Source organism: Prosthecobacter debontii (assembly GCF_900167535.1).
In the GTDB taxonomy this organism is placed as follows: domain Bacteria; phylum Verrucomicrobiota; class Verrucomicrobiia; order Verrucomicrobiales; family Verrucomicrobiaceae; genus Prosthecobacter; species Prosthecobacter debontii.
Genome location: NZ_FUYE01000012.1, coordinates 16,500 through 32,496 on the forward strand (window position 1 = coordinate 16,500; position 15,997 = coordinate 32,496).

19 protein-coding genes are annotated in these 15,997 nt (G+C 55.5%); 16 read left to right on the plus strand and 3 right to left on the minus strand.

What is annotated here, in order from left to right; genetic code table 11:
* Nucleotides 1–28 precede the first annotated feature (28 nt).
* Complete coding sequence (locus B5D61_RS16710; RefSeq protein WP_078814563.1) at nucleotides 29–1,003, minus strand: ABC transporter substrate-binding protein; 975 nt, start codon at nucleotides 1,001–1,003, stop codon at nucleotides 29–31.
* 173 nt (nucleotides 1,004–1,176) lie between these two features.
* Here B5D61_RS16710 and B5D61_RS16715 point away from each other — a divergent pair, with 173 nt between their 5' ends.
* The 14 genes from B5D61_RS16715 (at nucleotide 1,177) to B5D61_RS16780 (ending at nucleotide 12,234) form a co-directional block, all read left to right on the plus strand.
* Nucleotides 1,177–1,494: an urease subunit beta gene (locus B5D61_RS16715; protein WP_342753386.1), complete on the plus strand. Its 318-nt coding sequence runs from the start codon at nucleotides 1,177–1,179 to the stop codon at nucleotides 1,492–1,494.
* Nucleotides 1,491–3,212 (plus strand): urease subunit alpha, encoded by a 1,722-nt coding sequence (gene ureC, locus B5D61_RS16720; protein WP_078814565.1) that lies wholly within the window; start codon nucleotides 1,491–1,493, stop codon nucleotides 3,210–3,212. The genes B5D61_RS16715 and ureC overlap by 4 nt, the downstream gene beginning before the upstream one ends.
* A gap of 51 nt (nucleotides 3,213–3,263) precedes the next feature.
* Complete coding sequence (locus tag B5D61_RS16725) at nucleotides 3,264–3,500, plus strand: addiction module protein (protein ID WP_078814566.1); 237 nt, start codon at nucleotides 3,264–3,266, stop codon at nucleotides 3,498–3,500.
* Entirely contained in the window at nucleotides 3,497–3,802 is a 306-nt protein-coding gene (locus tag B5D61_RS16730; protein ID WP_078814567.1) for a type II toxin-antitoxin system RelE/ParE family toxin, read from the plus strand. Before B5D61_RS16725 ends, B5D61_RS16730 begins: the two co-directional genes overlap by 4 nt.
* Nucleotides 3,803–3,842: 40 nt before the next feature.
* A complete protein-coding gene (locus B5D61_RS16735; RefSeq protein WP_176159487.1) occupies nucleotides 3,843–4,238 on the plus strand; it encodes an urease accessory protein UreE in 396 nt (131 codons plus the stop codon).
* A complete protein-coding gene (locus B5D61_RS16740; protein ID WP_078814569.1) occupies nucleotides 4,228–4,899 on the plus strand; it encodes an urease accessory protein UreF in 672 nt (223 codons plus the stop codon). Before B5D61_RS16735 ends, B5D61_RS16740 begins: the two co-directional genes overlap by 11 nt.
* Nucleotides 4,900–4,905: 6 nt before the next feature.
* Nucleotides 4,906–5,517, plus strand: a complete 612-nt coding sequence (ureG, locus tag B5D61_RS16745; RefSeq protein ID WP_078814570.1) for an urease accessory protein UreG — start codon at nucleotides 4,906–4,908, stop codon at nucleotides 5,515–5,517.
* Nucleotides 5,518–5,602: 85 nt separating this feature from the next.
* Nucleotides 5,603–6,403 (plus strand): urease accessory protein UreD, encoded by an 801-nt coding sequence (locus B5D61_RS16750; protein ID WP_139373313.1) that lies wholly within the window; start codon nucleotides 5,603–5,605, stop codon nucleotides 6,401–6,403.
* A gap of 230 nt (nucleotides 6,404–6,633) precedes the next feature.
* Nucleotides 6,634–8,607 carry a bifunctional aldolase/short-chain dehydrogenase gene (locus B5D61_RS16755; RefSeq protein ID WP_078814572.1) on the plus strand — a complete coding sequence of 658 codons (1,974 nt, stop codon included), beginning with the start codon at nucleotides 6,634–6,636 and terminating at the stop codon, nucleotides 8,605–8,607.
* A 49-nt stretch (nucleotides 8,608–8,656) separates the two neighbouring features.
* Nucleotides 8,657–8,878 carry a hypothetical protein gene (locus tag B5D61_RS16760; RefSeq protein ID WP_078814573.1) on the plus strand — a complete coding sequence of 74 codons (222 nt, stop codon included), beginning with the start codon at nucleotides 8,657–8,659 and terminating at the stop codon, nucleotides 8,876–8,878.
* Between the two features lie 9 nt (nucleotides 8,879–8,887).
* Nucleotides 8,888–9,259, plus strand: a complete 372-nt coding sequence (locus tag B5D61_RS27210) for a type II toxin-antitoxin system VapC family toxin (protein WP_078814574.1) — start codon at nucleotides 8,888–8,890, stop codon at nucleotides 9,257–9,259.
* 43 nt (nucleotides 9,260–9,302) lie between these two features.
* Nucleotides 9,303–10,163, plus strand: a complete 861-nt coding sequence (locus B5D61_RS16770) for a class I SAM-dependent methyltransferase (RefSeq protein ID WP_078814575.1) — start codon at nucleotides 9,303–9,305, stop codon at nucleotides 10,161–10,163.
* Between the two features lie 41 nt (nucleotides 10,164–10,204).
* Nucleotides 10,205–10,645: a c-type cytochrome domain-containing protein gene (locus tag B5D61_RS16775; protein WP_078814576.1), complete on the plus strand. Its 441-nt coding sequence runs from the start codon at nucleotides 10,205–10,207 to the stop codon at nucleotides 10,643–10,645.
* A gap of 164 nt (nucleotides 10,646–10,809) precedes the next feature.
* Nucleotides 10,810–12,234, plus strand: coding sequence for an aspartate aminotransferase family protein (locus B5D61_RS16780; RefSeq protein ID WP_078814577.1), 1,425 nt, complete (start codon nucleotides 10,810–10,812; stop codon nucleotides 12,232–12,234).
* A gap of 93 nt (nucleotides 12,235–12,327) precedes the next feature.
* Here B5D61_RS16780 and B5D61_RS16785 read toward each other — a convergent pair whose 3' ends face one another.
* Nucleotides 12,328–13,212 carry an NAD(P)-dependent oxidoreductase gene (locus tag B5D61_RS16785; protein ID WP_078814579.1) on the minus strand — a complete coding sequence of 295 codons (885 nt, stop codon included), beginning with the start codon at nucleotides 13,210–13,212 and terminating at the stop codon, nucleotides 12,328–12,330.
* A 161-nt stretch (nucleotides 13,213–13,373) separates the two neighbouring features.
* Nucleotides 13,374–13,919 (minus strand): hypothetical protein, encoded by a 546-nt coding sequence (locus tag B5D61_RS16790; protein WP_078814580.1) that lies wholly within the window; start codon nucleotides 13,917–13,919, stop codon nucleotides 13,374–13,376.
* 99 nt (nucleotides 13,920–14,018) lie between these two features.
* Between B5D61_RS16790 and B5D61_RS16795 the strand changes: the two genes are divergently transcribed.
* Nucleotides 14,019–14,285 (plus strand): hypothetical protein, encoded by a 267-nt coding sequence (locus tag B5D61_RS16795; RefSeq protein WP_139373314.1) that lies wholly within the window; start codon nucleotides 14,019–14,021, stop codon nucleotides 14,283–14,285.
* Nucleotides 14,286–14,384: 99 nt separating this feature from the next.
* Complete coding sequence (locus B5D61_RS16800; protein WP_078814583.1) at nucleotides 14,385–15,812, plus strand: sulfatase family protein; 1,428 nt, start codon at nucleotides 14,385–14,387, stop codon at nucleotides 15,810–15,812.
* Nucleotides 15,813–15,997: the final 185 nt, after the last annotated feature.

A 15,997-nucleotide genomic window follows, 5' to 3' on the forward strand; every position in this document is an offset into this window, starting at 1 on the left:
TCAGAGTGAAGGATCGTGAGACGAGCCGTTATTTCCCCAGCACTTCTTTAGTGAAGGAGGGATCGAGATAGGCTTCAATGTCCGCAGGCTTTTCATAGACCTTGAACTTCACATTGAAGTCATCCACCACCTTGGTGCTGCCGTAAATGGAGCCGAGGCCATCGGCTTTCTCCCAGGCTTTGAGGGCTTCTTCGGGGGAGAGGATTTTGGTGCCGTCCAGCAGAGGTTCATACTCCGCAGGCTTTACCCCGACACGCTCAGCCAGGATGGCCAGGGCATCGTCCAGGTTTTTCTCTTCGCTGAGGTAGGAGACAATGCGATACCACACCTTGACCACTTTCAGCCATTCATCACGGCGGGCTTTGACACTGGCGGGATCACAGAAAAGGCCGTCATAGATCAGGCCGGGGGCGTCTTTGGAGGTGAAGACGGGTTTCGAGCCGGGGACCAGTTTCAGGGCTTGGCCTGAATTGGGCTGCCAAGCAGCGATGGCGTCCACTTCACCCGAGGCGAACACCTGAGGCGTGTTGTTGGTGGGGGTGTTTTTAATGGTGATGTCTCCTTCTGCCATGCTGTTGAGCTCCAGCCCTTTGAGAAGCAGGAGGTGTTCGACAAAGCCTTCTTCAAGAGCGACGGTTTTGCCCTTCAGATCTTTGAAGGAGGCGATGCCGGGTTTGACAACGATCATGTCATTGCCATTGGAGTAGTCATTGAGCAGGATGGCGACGGAGGCTTTACCCGTGGCACCCGTGACGAGGGCATCTCCGTTGGTGACGCAGACGGCATCCAGCTTGCCTGCCGCATAGGCTTCCATGGACTTCACGTAATCCATCCAGACAAATTCAGTCTCGACGCCTTCTTCTTTAAACCAGCCCTTCTTGATGCCGATTTCCCAAGCGACCCAACCGGGCCAGTCGGAATAACCAATTTTAAGCGGTTCGGCAGCCAAGCTGAGGAAAGGGGCTAGGCAGGGGAGGAGTAGAGCAAGGACTTTTCGTTTCATGGAGTCGTGGGTTCGGGTTTCAAAAAGGCCTCAATACCAAAAGCACTCCACGTGCCAATGCCATACAGGTATCCTGGTGCGTTCATACTAATCAGGGTATAAAATCATAATTCGGATGTGCGTTTTTTTAGATTGGCTAGCATGCTTTCTGCTTTTGAAAGGAATCCTTCATGATCATACCCGGCCAAATCATCCACCCACCCGACGCTGAGGATCTCGATGCCAATGTCGGGCTGGCCACCAAAAGGCTTGTTGTTGCGAATACGGGCGATCGGCCTGTGCAAGTCGGCAGCCATTTCCACTTTTATGAGGTGAATACTTCGCTGGATTTTGACCGGGCGGCCTCGCTCGGTTTTCGTCTGAATATCCCCGCCGGCACTGCGGTGCGCTTTGAGCCGGGAGATACCCGTGAGGTCGAAGTGGTCGCCTTCGCCGGTAAGCGCGAGGTGTATGGCCTGAACAATTTAGTCAACGGACCCCTGCCCGCATGAAGATCACACGCAAACAACACGCCAGCATGTTCGGCCCAACGGTGGGCGATCAGGTGCGCCTCGCCGATACGGAGCTCTTCATTGAAGTGGAGCGGGATCTCATCGCGGAGAAAGGGGGCTACGGCAACGAGGTCAAGTTTGGCGGAGGCAAGGTCATCCGCGATGGCATGGCGCAGTCGTGCTTGGCCCTGGATGCCGAGTGCCTGGATCTGGTCATCACCAACGCGACGATTTTAGATGCCGTTCAAGGGGTGATCAAAGCCGATATTGGGATCAAGCATGGTCGCATTGTTGGCATCGGTCATGCGGGTAATCCTCTGCTGCAGGATGGCATTGATATGGTGATCGGCGCGGGCACGGAAGTGATCGCCGGTGAGGGATGCATCATCACCGCTGGGGGCATTGACACCCACATTCACTTCATTTGTCCTCAGCAGATCGATCATGCTCTCGCCAGTGGCGTCACGACGATGCTCGGTGGAGGCACAGGTCCGGCCCATGGCACCTATGCCACCACATGCACACCTGGGATCTGGAACATTCATCGCATGCTGGAGGCGGCGGATGAGTATCCGATGAATTTGGGCTTTTTAGGCAAGGGCAATTGCTCCACACCTGCTCCGCTCCGCGAGCAGATTTTGGCAGGAGCGATTGGCTTGAAATTGCATGAGGACTGGGGCACCACACCTGCGGCGATTGATACCTGTCTGGGGGTCGCCGATGAATTGGATGTGCAGGTGGCGATCCATACGGATACGCTGAATGAAGCTGGCTTTGTGGAGAGCACGCTCAATGCCTTCAAAGGACGCACGATCCACACCTATCACTCGGAGGGGGCTGGCGGTGGTCACGCTCCCGACATCATCAGGGTGTGTGGTGAGGCCAATGTCTTGCCCTCCTCAACCAACCCGACACGCCCCTTTACCATTAACACCATTGATGAGCATCTGGACATGCTCATGGTCTGCCATCACCTGGATTCCAAGATTCCAGAGGATGTGGCGTTTGCGGAATCTCGTATCCGTCCTGAAACCATTGCGGCGGAGGATTTGCTGCATGACCTCGGAGCGATCTCGATGATGTCGAGCGATAGTCAGGCCATGGGACGACTTGGCGAGGTCATCACTCGCACGTGGCAGACAGCGCACAAGATGAAGACCCAGTTTGGCAAGCTGGATGGTCCTGAGCATAACGCCGCCGATAACTACCGTGCGCTGCGTTACATCGCCAAATACACGATCAACCCGGCTCTTACGCACGGCATCGCTCATGAAGTGGGCAGCATCGAGGTCGGTAAGCTTGCGGACCTGGTGGTATGGAAGCCGATGTTTTTCGGAGTGAAACCAGAGGTCGTGCTGAAAGGCGGCATGATCGCCATGGCCAACATGGGCGATCCCAATGCCAGTATCCCGACTCCACAGCCGATGTTTTACCGGCCTCAATTCGGTGCGCATGGACGCGCGAAGTTCAATACCAGTATCACCTTTGTGAGCCAAGCAGCGCTATCTAGCGGAGTGGTCAAGCAGCTCGGTGTGTGTAAGAAACTGAGCGCTGTGCAAACCTGCCGAACGGTGAGTAAGCGCGACATGCTCTGGAACAATTACCTGCCCAAAATCGAAGTGGATCCAGATACCTACACCGTGAAAGCCGACGGCCGAGAACTCCGTTGTGAACCCGCCAGTGTCTTGCCCATGGCCCAGCGGTATTTCCTTTTCTAGAGCCTTATTTTATCCATTGTGGAGATATCCATCACTGACATAATATGAGGAATGATTCTGGAAACCATTCCCGAGATTCAGTCGCTCACGGTCGATCAGAAACTTCGACTCGTCTGGGAGATTTGGAATGATGTTTCGAGAGATGCATCGCTATCTCCCAGATCTGAATCGTTGCTTGCTGAGCGACTTGCTGAATATGACGCCAACCCTACTGCTGTCCGCACCACGGATGAAGTCACTGCTGGTATTCAACGTCTCAAGCAGAGATTGGCTTCAGAGCGACCATGAATCAGACCCTATGGACGCTTGGGGCAGAGATGGATGTCCAGGCCATTTACGAACGTCTCGAAGTATTGGAAGAGGGGATGGGCGATCGGTTTTATGGAGAAGTCTTGGCCGATCTCAAGTTATTGGAGGCGTTTCCAGAGATTGGCTCTCTGGTTTATGGAGACAGGCTTCGACGGGTCTTTGTTTTCAACCGCAACTATGGTCTCTACTATGTGGCCGAGAAAAGCAGGCTGGTGATACATGCCTTGTTAGATCTCCGGCAAGATCCGGATCAGATTCGGCGTCGTTTAGGGAGGGCATGATGTCATGATCTTAGTGCAACGAATGCTCTCGGAGACGTCCATGCGACCTGTCTCCGAGCAGGTGGAGCTTCTCGTCGAGCGACGGCTTTTTCTCAAGCGGCGTTGGCGTGGTGTGGCTGGGGATGGAACCGAGTTCGGTTTCGATCTCGAGTCACGACTGAAGCATGGAGGCGTGGTTTATCAGACCGAATCCGTGGACTATGTCGTGCGCCAGGAGACGGAATTGGTTTATCAAATCCGCCCTGAAAATCCCGAGCAGGCGGCTTTGATGGGATGGAAGATTGGTAACCTGCATCTCGGTGTGCAGGTGATTGACGGGTTCATCCGCATCGTTCACGATACTGCTGTTCTCCAACTCTTTGAACGTGAAGGTTGGGCCTATGAAGAAGTTCACGTTGTGTTTAACCCCTTGCGTGTGACGGCCCATGCTTCCTGAGTGGTTGCCTTGGTTACTACAGGTCAATGATTCCCAGTTCCCCTCGGGGGCCTATGCTCATTCCATGGGCTTGGAGGAACTTGTGCAGCGTGGCGTGGTGCAGAAGCCGGAGGATTTGGAGAGGTTTCTTCAGCATCAGATCATTCCCAGTCTGTTGGCCTTTGAATTGCCCTTTTTGGTGAAAGCCCACGCCTGTGCGGCTGCTGGGGACTATGCTGCTTTACGCCTGATGGATGATGAGTTGGAGGCCTGGAAATTAGCGGCGGAGTTGCGCCAAGCGAGCCGCCAGTTGGGTTCTCGGCGTTTGGCGCTGGTGCAGAAGCTGGATGCGGATCCTGCGCTTACCTCCTACGCGCAGAGTGAGGCTCCCTGTCATCACTTGATCGTGTGTGCCTTGGAGTTGAGACATCTTCCGGTGACGGCCGTCGTCTGTGCCTTCGCTTTGCAAACCATCAGTGGTTATGCCATCAGTTCGATGAAACTCATCCGCCTAGGGCAGGAGCGCTGCCAGCTGATCATCCGGGGTTGCATGACCCTGATCGCTCCTCGTTTAGACGCCTTGATCTCGACCCCGTCCGAACGTCTCGGCTGGTTCAATCCTCTTCTCGAAATCGCCTCGATGCGTCATGCACGGGCCAACGAACGTCTTTTCATTTCTTAATTTAACATGAGCAATCCACGACCTTTACGGATCGGCATCGGAGGGCCTGTCGGCTCTGGTAAAACCATGTGTGTGCTGCGCCTCTGCCAATGGCTGAAGGATGAGTATTCTCTCGCGGTCATTACCAATGACATCTACACCCGTGAAGATGCGGAGTTTTTGCTGCGCCAGAATATCCTGCCGGCGGATCGAGTCATGGGTGTGGAAACCGGCGGCTGTCCGCATACGGCGATCCGTGATGACATCAGCATGAATATGGCGGCGGTGTTGGAGTTGGAAAAGCGCCATGCGGATCTGCAACTGCTGATCATCGAAAGCGGTGGAGACAATCTCTCCGCGACCTATTCCCCTGAATTGGCGGATGTTTTCATCTTCGTCATCGATGTGGCTGAAGGGGATAAAATCCCGCGCAAGGGTGGCCCCGCCATTCGCACGAGTGATTTGCTGTTGATCAATAAGATCGATCTTGCGCCCTATGTGGGGGCGGATCTTGACGTGATGGATCGGGATGCCAAGCTGATGCGAGGTGAACGCCCCGTGATCTTTGCCGATATGAAATCGGAGAAGGGCAAGGATGCCTTGCTGGGATGGCTGAAAAAAGAGTATCTGTTTGTTTGAGTGACTGGGTGAATCCTTGGTTAGGTGCGGATGAAACCGCTGCTAGCCAGGGGCATTGTTTGAATCAGATTTCTTTTTCGGCCTCATGCGTGGTCATCTCACTCTCACCGCTTCTGCCTATGACGATGGCCGGACTTATCTGAGCCAACAGTCTTTCCGTGCACCCCTGCACCTGAGTAAACCCCATGAGGATGCGGGGGCTTTGGTTGTGAATATCGTCAATCCGACAGCTGGTATTTTCGATGGCGATTGCATCGAACTAGCCGCTGAAGCGGAGAGCCGAGCTTCGGTGATCTTGACCACCCCCAGTGCCAGTCGCGTTTATCGCTCGCGCAGCGGAGGGCCAGCACGGGTCTTTCAAAAGTTCACGGCACGCTCAGGCTCTCATTTGGAGTTCTTTCCTGAGCCGTTCATTCCACAGGCAGGGGCACGTTATCAGCAGCAGACCGAGCTGCATGTGGAGGGAAGTGGGACCTTGCTTTATTTTGACTGGCTGAGCCCGGGGCGAGTGGCCAGTGGTGAAGTCTTCCAATATGCCGAGCTGCTCTGGGATCTGGATGTCTGGTGTGATGGAGTCCTGGCGGCTCGAGAGCGTTATCGGCTTTCTCCAGAGGATGATAGCCTGGAGTCCATGCTGCGAATCAGTCCGCAGGCTCATTATCTGGGGTGTTTCTTTTTAGGGGCACCTTCATTACCGGTAGAATCATTGGAGGCGCTTAATTCGCCGGAGGCTTATCTGGGGTTTGGCCCTCTCAAAACGGGTGGATACACGATCAAAGCGATTTGTCGCGATAGCCTCAGTGCTCGACGGGTCTTGCAGGATCTGCGTCGTCTATTATACACGGCCCTCGAGAAGCCGATGCCGACCTTGGGACGTTATCTTTGAGAAGATGCTCAGCGGGGTGCGCCTGGGGAGGCGTGTTGGTGGATGCATATCGAAACTTTGGGCTCTTTTTTGAGTCTGGTTTCACGGTCTATCACTAGGTGATTTCCCCTGATTCCACCGAGTGGACACGATTCTTCAGAGTTGAGAGCGGCGATGGCGAAACCGCTGCCTAAAATCCTCTTGCACCTCCGCCCCTCCCACCGGAAGTCTGAGGCTCCATTTTCCCGACCATGCAAAGCCTTTGGAACGATACAGAAGCCGCCACCTTTGGAACCGACCTGCTGGGCCAGCGTGTTTACACGAGCCGCTTGCTCGGTCGCAATCCAGCCTTGGTTCTGCATGGAGGGGGTAACACCTCCGTCAAAGTCACTGAAAAGGACTTCTTTGGAGATGATGTCGAGCTCTGCTATGTGAAAGGCAGCGGATGGGACCTCGCGACCATCGAGCGCGAAGGTTTCTCACCTGTGCGCATGGACGCTCTGATCAAGATGTCCAAGCTCGCTTCGATGAGTGATGCGGACATGGTGCTGCAGCAGAAGGCTGCCATGACCAACCCGAATGCCCCGGCGGCGAGCATCGAAGCCATTTTACATGCCATCCTGCCATTCCGGTTCGTGGATCATAGCCACGCCAATGCGATCTCGGCGCTGACTTGCAATGCGGAGGGCGAAGCCCGTGTGAAGGAACTGTATGGCAATCGCGTGATCATCGTCCCCTACGTGATGCCCGGCTTCATCCTGGCCAAGACGGTGGCGGATCTGATTTCAGGTCGTGACCTGCGTGCGGAAGGCGTGCAAGGACTCGTGCTGCTGAAGCACGGTCTGTTTACCTTCGATGACGATGCTCGTAAGAGTTATGAACTGCACATCGAGATGGTGACGATGGCCGAGGAATATCTGGCCCAGAAAAGTGGCCAAGCGGCTGCGGCTCAGACTGAGGCTGCGACCGATCTCAAGGCTCTGGCAACGCTGCGCCAAGCCGTTTCGAAAGTTCGTGGATATCCCCAGATTGCGCGGTTGAATGCCAGCGCAGAAGCGGCCGGTTATGCGGGCTTGGCGGGTGTGGCTGAGTTTGGCACCCGTGGGCCCTTGACTCCGGACCACAGCATCCGCACGAAACGCGCTCCGGCGTTCATCGGTGAAGACATTGCGGCTTCCGTGCAGAAGTATGCGGATGATTACAAAGCCTACTTTGACCGGAACGCTGCCGGTCACACCCAGCTCGATGCGGCCCCTCGGTTCGCCATCTGGCCTAACCAAGGCGTGGTGAGCTTTGGCGATACGCTGAAGGATGCTAAGATCGTCGCTGATATTGCCGAGTCCACCGCAGCGACCGTGCAGTTGGCTGAGAAGGTCGGTGGTTGGGAGCCACTGCCTGAGAAGGACATCTTTGAAATCGAATACTGGGAGCTAGAGCAAGCCAAGCTGCGCAAAGGCCCTGCACGTAAAGTGCATCAGGGCAAGGTCGCCCTCGTGACCGGTTGTGCTGCGGGTATCGGTTTTGCCATCGCCGAAAGTCTGGCCGAGCAGGGAGCCCAAGTGGTGGGTCTGGACATTGACAAGGAGATCCCCGACATCATGAAGAAGATCGGTGGGGTCGGGATCGTGGTGAACCTGACGGAAGACCAGCCCGTGCAGGAGGCCATCGACTTTGTGGTCAGTGAATACGGTGGTATTGATATCGTCGTCAGCAACGCCGGCATCTTCCCCAAGAATGAGCATCTGGATGTGATGCAGCAGATGGATTGGGATCGCACGATTTCGATCAACCTGACCAGCCATCAGAAGCTGATGAACAAGGTCATCCCATACGTGAAGCTGGGCATCGAGCCGAGCATCATCTTCGTGGGCAGCCGTAACTTCAAAGCCCCCGGCCCAGGTGCTTCTGCCTACTCCTGCAGTAAGGCTGCGCTCACTCAACTCTGCCGTGTGGCGGCCCTGGAGCTCGCTCCCTGGAGAGTGCGCGTGAACATCGTGCACCCCGATGCCGTGTTCGATACCAAGCTCTGGACCCCCGAGGCCCTTCAGCGCAGCGCTGAGCGCTACGGCATGACGGTGGATGAATACAAGACCAAGAACCTGATGAAGGTGGAGATCAAGAGCAAGGACATTGGCAACATGGTCTCCGCCATGGCATCGCCACTGTTTGCTAAGGTCACCGGGGCTCAGATCCCTGTGGATGGTGGCAATGATCGGGTGATTTGATGGCTTAGAGCAGTCTTGATCTTCTCCGGTGCTCATTTAAACTGGTCCAATGAGCACCCATCAACTCATGCATGAAGCGGAGGACCTGTCTTCTGAGGAACTCCGTGAATTGATCGGTCAACTGGTGGAACTGAAGAACAGCCGCTTGGCTCAGGAGCAAGCGGAAGGGAAAAGTGCGGTGGAATTGTTCCGCCAGCTGCAGCGCCAACTGCAACTGACGCCTGAAACTGCGGCTCAATGGAAGAGTGCGGTTGCTGAGGCGCGTGAATGAATTGCGGTCATGGTCTATCTGGACACCAATTTTCTGATCGATGCTTTGGTGCCTGGAAGTTCTCAGGAAGCTCAGGTTTTGCAGTGGCTAACGTCGGGTGAGAGTCTTCATGTGAGTACGTTGGTTTGGGGAGAGTTTCTGTGTGGTCCATTGTCTAGCGCTGCGGAAGTCCTGGCTCGCAGTTTATTTCCCATGGCAGAACCTTTGACCCGAACTGATGCCGAGATGGCTGCCCGACTTTTTAACGCCACCGGGCGACGGTCGAAAAGTTTTGCTGACTGCTGTATTGCAGCAGTCGCTATTCGCGAATCGGCTCAGTTGGCGACGAGCAATCGGAGCGATTTCTTGCCGATGACGGGGCATGGCTTGAGCTTGGCTTGATTTCCCGATAGCGCGTCATCCATCTCCGAGCGATAAAAGGGGCATGCGTTCTGATTTCTTCCGTAAGCCCACCGGCTCCCGCACACCGCGCCCAGGTTCTGCCCAGGGGCCGCGTCCTGGCGGGGGGAAGCCTAGCGGTCCGCGACAGGATCGTAGTCAAGGTGGCACCTCCTGGGAAAAATCGGCGGATTGGTATGACCGGATTCTCGGGGAGCGCGGGTCGGAGCTGTATCAGGCGGTGGTGATTCCTCAGGCTCTTGATTTGCTCCAGCCTCAGCGTGGGGAATTCATTTTGGATCTCGGATGTGGGCAGGGCGTGTTTTCGCGCGCGATGGCCGATAAAGGCGCGAAGGTGACGGGGGTGGATGCCGCACCGACGCTGATCGCCAAGGCGAGAACCTATCAGAGCCGGACACCGATCCGTTATTACGATCGAGACGCCGCAGAGCTCGGTGGGTTGGGAGAGTTTGATGCCGCATCCGCCATCCTCTGCCTGCAAAACATGGAGCATCTGGATAAGGTGATCGCCGCGACCGCAGCGGTTTTAAAACCCGGCGGACGCATGCTCTGGGTGCTGAATCACCCGGCTTTCCGGATCCCTCGCCAGACCTCCTGGGGCCATGAAGAAGAGCGGAAAATTCAGTATCGTCGAGTGGACGCCTACAGCAGCACGCTGGGCATCCCCATCACCATGCACCCCGGCAAGGCGGACAGCGAGAGCACGGTCAGTTTCCACCGGAGTCTGGAGACCTTGACTGCGACAGGCTTCGCGGCGGGACTCAGCATGGTGGGATTGAAAGAATGGTATTCGCACAAAGAAAGCCAACCTGGGCCGCGTGCTCGTGCTGAAAACCGGGCTCGCAAGGAGTTTCCGCTGTTCCTGGCCATGCTTTGGCGAAAGTAAGTGCGTCACAACGTGGTTTTAAACGGCTAGCATTCTTTCCGATGAAATACCTCGCTCCCGTCTGTTTCCTGGGTCTTCTCCTCGCGGCTTGTGCCAGTAAACCTGCGCCGGAAAGTCCGGTGGAGGCCCTGGCGGGGCGCGCCTATTTTGTGACGTATGTGAAGCCGATCTTTGAGTTGCAGTGCCTGCGCTGCCATCAGGGGGCCAATCCTCCGGCGGGTTTATCCCTCGTTCAGCGCAGTGGTGCGTTTGCTCCGAGAAAGAGAGATAAGGCTTACATCGTTCCTGGAGATCCTGAGGCATCGCTGCTTTACACGGCCGTGACGCGGGAGGGAACGCACCCTCTCATCATGCCGCGTCTGGACATCACCCTAACCGATGATGATATTGGTGCCTTGCATGAATGGATCGAAGACGGTGCATACTGGCCTGACAATCCAGACGGTTTTCTTCAACCCCGATACAACATCGAAAATCCTTGATTTGACAAGGTTTAGCGTGCGGGCAACTCCAAGTGATACAATTCTCACTAACTAGTTTTTTAGAGGCTCTGTCACAAAAATACCCACATGCGCCAGTTTGCGCGTAGCTGGCCTGAGGGTTGCTCGACAAGGTTATCCTTGTCCTAACCAACCGACATTTTTACATGGGCAAAGAATACGACACCACTCCCCAGACCGTCCCGCATGTAGCGACGAAATATCGCACCATCTGCACACCGGTCCCTCATCCAGATTCAGTCCAACACATTGAGCGGAGTCGCAAGTATGAGCCCCTGTCCATGCGCGGCATGCCTCCCATCGTCTGGGATCGGGCCGAAGATATTTCGGTCTATGACAAGTATGGTAACCGCTGGTTAGACTGGAGCAGCGGCGTGCTGGTGACCAATTGTGGTCACGGTGTGCCCGAGGTGCGTCAGGCGATCATTGATCAGGTCAACAGCGGTTTGATTCACAACTACGTCTTCCCGAGCGAAGAGCGTCCTGAATTGGCCGAATTGATCGCCAGTGTTTCTCCAGAGCCGCTGAAGAAGGTGTTCCTCCTGAGCACTGGTAGCGAGGCCACCGAGTGCGCGATCAAGTTGAGCCGCGCGCACGGCATCGCAGTCGGTGGACGTGAAAAGATCGGCATCATTGGATTCGAGCGTGGTTATCATGGACGCACTCTGGCTTCTCAGCAGGCGGGTGGTATGGCCGGGCAGAAGACCTGGATCGTGAATATGGACCCGGCCATCATCAACGTGCCATTCCCGGATGGGTATTGGGAAGATGACAGCAGCTTCGATGGTTTCCTTCAGGCGGTGGAGAAAAGCGGCATGAAGCCCTCACAAATCGCGGGTGTGATCATGGAGAGCTATCAGGGTGTCGGTCCTGACTTCGCGCCGGTGGAATACATCCAGAAACTGCGTGCCTGGTGCACGGAGCATGACGTGGTGCTGACCTTCGATGAAGTGCAGTCAGGCTTTGGCCGCACAGGTAAATTCTGGGCCTTTGAGCATTACGGCGTGGTGCCGGACCTCATCTGCTGTGGCAAGGGCATCTCGTCATCCCTGCCTCTGAGTGCGGTGATCGGGCGTCCCGACATCATGGACCAGTTCCCGCCTGGGTCGATGACCAGCACGCATACAGGCAACCCCGTCTGCTGTGCCGCCGCTCTGGCCAACATCCGCAAGATCCTCAACGACGATCTCACGGGCAATGCGGCACGCTTGGAGCCTGTCCTCCTGGCCGCCTGCAAAGCCATTCAGGAGAAATACCCGGACGTGATCGGGAACGTGACTTGCGCCGGGCTGGTGGCCGGGATCCAGACGGTGAAGAAGGGCACAAAACAGCCTGACCATGATCTGGCTCATCGAGTCATTGAACTCTGCTATCAAAAGGGGCTGCTGTTCTTCGCACCCGTGGGTGCCTGGGGCCAAACTGTGAAAATCTGTCCGCCACTGACCATCCCACAGGAGGCTCTGGAGGAAGGCATCGCTGTCATGAGTGAAGCTTTTGATGAAGCTATTGACGAAATGTATGGCGAGGAAGAAGTCGAGGAAATCGACGAAGCGGTGGCTGAGCTTGTTTGATCCTTAACGATCACTGAAAAAAGAAAACCATGACCGTCGATCGCGGTCATGGTTTTTTGTTGGGGACGCTGGAAATGAAATTCGCAGAGGGGATCAAGCGTGCCTGCCTTTGAAGGTCAGCTCGGCGATGCCGGATTTATCCAGCCCACCCAGGCCCAGGCTCACCATCTTTTGGTATTGGGAGATGGTGGCATTGTTCAGAGGCAGCGTGAGGCCGACGCTCTCCGCCATGCCTCCGGCGATGCCGCTGTCCTTGGCCGCATGCTCGGCTGAGAACCAGCAATCGTGCTCACGGGCCACCATGTCGGCGCTATCGGTCTCCAGCACGCGGCTGTTGGCTCCGGTTTGGCTGAAGACTTCCCGGATCATCTCGAGATCATGACCGAGGGCGGCGGCGAGTCCCAGGCCCTCGGCAAGGCCGGCGGTGTTGATGTTCATCACCATATTCACCAGGGCCTTCACCTCAGCGGCGCGGCCTGGGCCGCCGATGTAGCGGCGGTTGACGCTCATGTTTTCGAGCACGGGCAGGACCTTTTGATACACGGCTTCATCGCCGCCGAGCATGAGGTAGAGCTTGCCCTCACGGGCATGGCTGATGCTGGAGGCCATGCTGGCTTCCAGGCTATCGGCTCCGGCTTGTTTAGCGGCTTCGTAAATCTCGCGATGCACGGTGGGAGAGACGGTGGCGCAATTGATGAAGATCTTGCCTGAGGCACCTTGCAGCAGGTTGTCACCCGGGCCGAAAAAGATGCCGCGCATGGCTTCATCATTGGTGACGACGGTAAAGATGATGTCGGCGGCTGCGGTGACTTCGGCCAAAGTGGCGGGGGCGGCGCAGCTGAGCTCTGCGGCGAGGGAGTCTGACAGCAGGCGGTGGCTATCGTAAACCGCCGTGATGGGATAATCACATTCTTTGAGACGGCGAGCCATGTTGGCTCCCATTTTTCCGACTCCGACAAAGGCAATGGTTGGTTTCATACAAGGAGATGCAAGCAGGTCTGACGTGAGCTTTGGAGAGAAACCCTCAGGCCGCCGTTTGGATTACGGTTCTAATCCGCTCCGGTGCAAGATTTTCTCGATCTGAGTTGGGTCAAAACAGTCAAGGCAATCCCGAGGCGGTCAGGAGAACTCACCCGTTTCTACGGCTGCGCTGAAGCGGTGAGATCGAAGGGGAAACTGGTCTCCCCTGGAAACAGCACGGAGAATTTGGGGTGCTCAACGCCGGATAGATAATTCCGAAACACGATGGCCAGCGGCGTGGCCTTCGTGGCGCGGATCCGCCAGCCTTTGCTGCCTTCAGGGACCGTCGTCTTCCAAGTCCCTGTCAGCACGACGATGTCGTCTTCGCTATCCAGAGGGGCACGGTCAAGACCGGTGAATTCAAAGCTGAACTCGGGTGTGATCTGCCCTGTCGGTTCGAAGATGAACTCGATGTATTTTTTAACCAGCTCTTGAGCCTTTGTTTTGAGTTCCGTGACACGTTCTGGGCTGAGGCTGGCCACGATGGGTTGCATCAGGGAAGGGGCGGTGTTGGGATCGGCTGAAAAACAGCGTGGATCGACCTCGACCGTCAGTGTGCATTGGCCTTCGGGCGTAAAAAAGGTGCGAACAGGAATGTCCGGGACCGGGTGGCCATGGACGAAACTGGCAAGAAACAGGAGGAAAAGACTCAGGCAGTTTTTCATGGAATTTTAGGCTTGTATGCAAACAAACTTTATGATCAATCGTTGGATGAACTGCAACGTTTGTGGTTGCCTGTGTCCAACAACAATCCTTCAAAATCTATGAAAAAAGCTCTCGCTACTCTTGCTCTGGCCTCTCTGGCACTTGGTTCCGCTTACGCCGGTTGCGGCAAGGTGGTCACTAACGAAGGCAAACTGAAGTCCTTCGACGCCTCTACGAAAGCCGTCGTCGTCGTGGAAGGCGGTAAAGAAGTCAAACTGACGCTCACCCCATCCTCCAAAGGTGCTGAAGAGGCTGAAGGTCTCGTGGGTAAGAAAGTCAAAGTGGACAGCGAACACGGTAAGATCACCAGCATCGCCAAGGCGTAATCAGCCCCATTCATTGTCTTGGAAAAGGCTCGGCAGAAATGCCGGGCCTTTTTTGTTTTTGGGGACAAATCAGCGGGCTTGGCGTCGTTGTCTGGAGCCATGCGTTATCTTTTAGCTGCCGTTTGTCTCAGTCTAGCTTCCCTCGTTCAAGCTGCCAATCAGCCGAATATCGTCGTCATCTTCATGGACGATATGGGGTATGCCGACGTGAGTTGTTTCGGTGCGCAGGGCTATACGACTCCGAACATTGATCGCTTGGCTCAAGAAGGGCGGAAATTCACCAACTTTCATGTGCCACAGCCCGTCTGCAGTGCCTCCAGGGCTGGCTTACTGACCGGTTGCTACCCGAATCGCATCGGCATTCATGGGGCGCTCTCCCCGAAAGCGACACACGGCCTCAGTGCTGATGAAATGACCCTGGCCGAACTGGTGAAGCAAAAAGGCTATGCCACGGCTGCTGTCGGCAAGTGGCACCTGGGGCACTTACCGCCCTTTTTACCCACCCAGCATGGCTTCGATGAGTATTACGGCCTGCCGTATTCCAATGACATGTGGCCATTTCACCCCGAGGCCAAGCCTGGTTCTTATCCCAAGTTACCGATGATCGAAAACGATCACGTCGTGGATGAGGAGGTGACGCCCGAGGATCAAACCCGCCTAACGACGGATTACACCACGAAAGCGGTCGGTTTCATTGATCGAAACAAAGATAAGCCGTTCTTTCTTTATCTGGCACACAGCATGGTGCACGTGCCCCTTTATGTGAGTGAGAAGTATAACGGGAAGTCGGGTAAAGGATTGTTTGCCGACGTGATGATGGAGGTGGATTGGTCCGTGGGGCAGGTGATGCAAGCGTTGGAGAAAAATGGCTTGAAGGACAATACCTGGGTGATTTTCACCTCCGACAACGGCCCGTGGCTAAGCTATGGCGATCACGCGGGCTCTGCGGGAATCTTGCGTGAAGGGAAGGGGACCATCTGGGAAGGCGGCACCCGTGTGACGGGTATCATGCGCTGGCCAGAGCAGATCCCTGCGGGCACGACCACAGACACCATGATGATGACGATCGATCTGCTACCCACCGTGGCGGCTGTGATCGGTGCCGATTTACCCGATCATCCCATTGATGGCATGAATGTGTGGCCCATCATTCATGGCGAGGAAGGGGCGAAAAACCCGCATGATAGCTATGCCTTCTATTACCATCAAAATGAACTCCAAGCCGTGACCAGTGGCGATGGACGCTGGAAACTCATCCTGCCACATACCTTTCGCACGCTGGGAAATCAGTCCAAGGCCACCGGAGGCAAGCCTGTGAAATATCAGCCTGAAAAAGTCCTGGAAGCTGAGCTCTACGATCTTTACGCAGACCTCAGTGAGTCAAAAAATCTCGCTGCTCAGAGCCCTGAAATAATGGCCGAATTGCAAAAGCAAGCGGTGCTAATCCGTGCCGAATTGGGTGACCAATTAATGAAGATGCCGCGTGGAAAAGGCACTCGAGAAGCTGGTCATGCATTGGCAAAGTAAATACGTTGTGATTCAGCATTGAGTTGGGACGCTCCTATCGAAGGAGGTAAGGCGGCACCTGAGCGTGCCTTCTGAGGCCATTTTTCCCTGATTTCAGGCCTTTTCGGTTACTTTTTCGAAGTTTCCGAAAATCGCGTCTTGCTGCTTGAGGCCCTTTGCGGATAAAAATAAAAAATCCCTTCTGT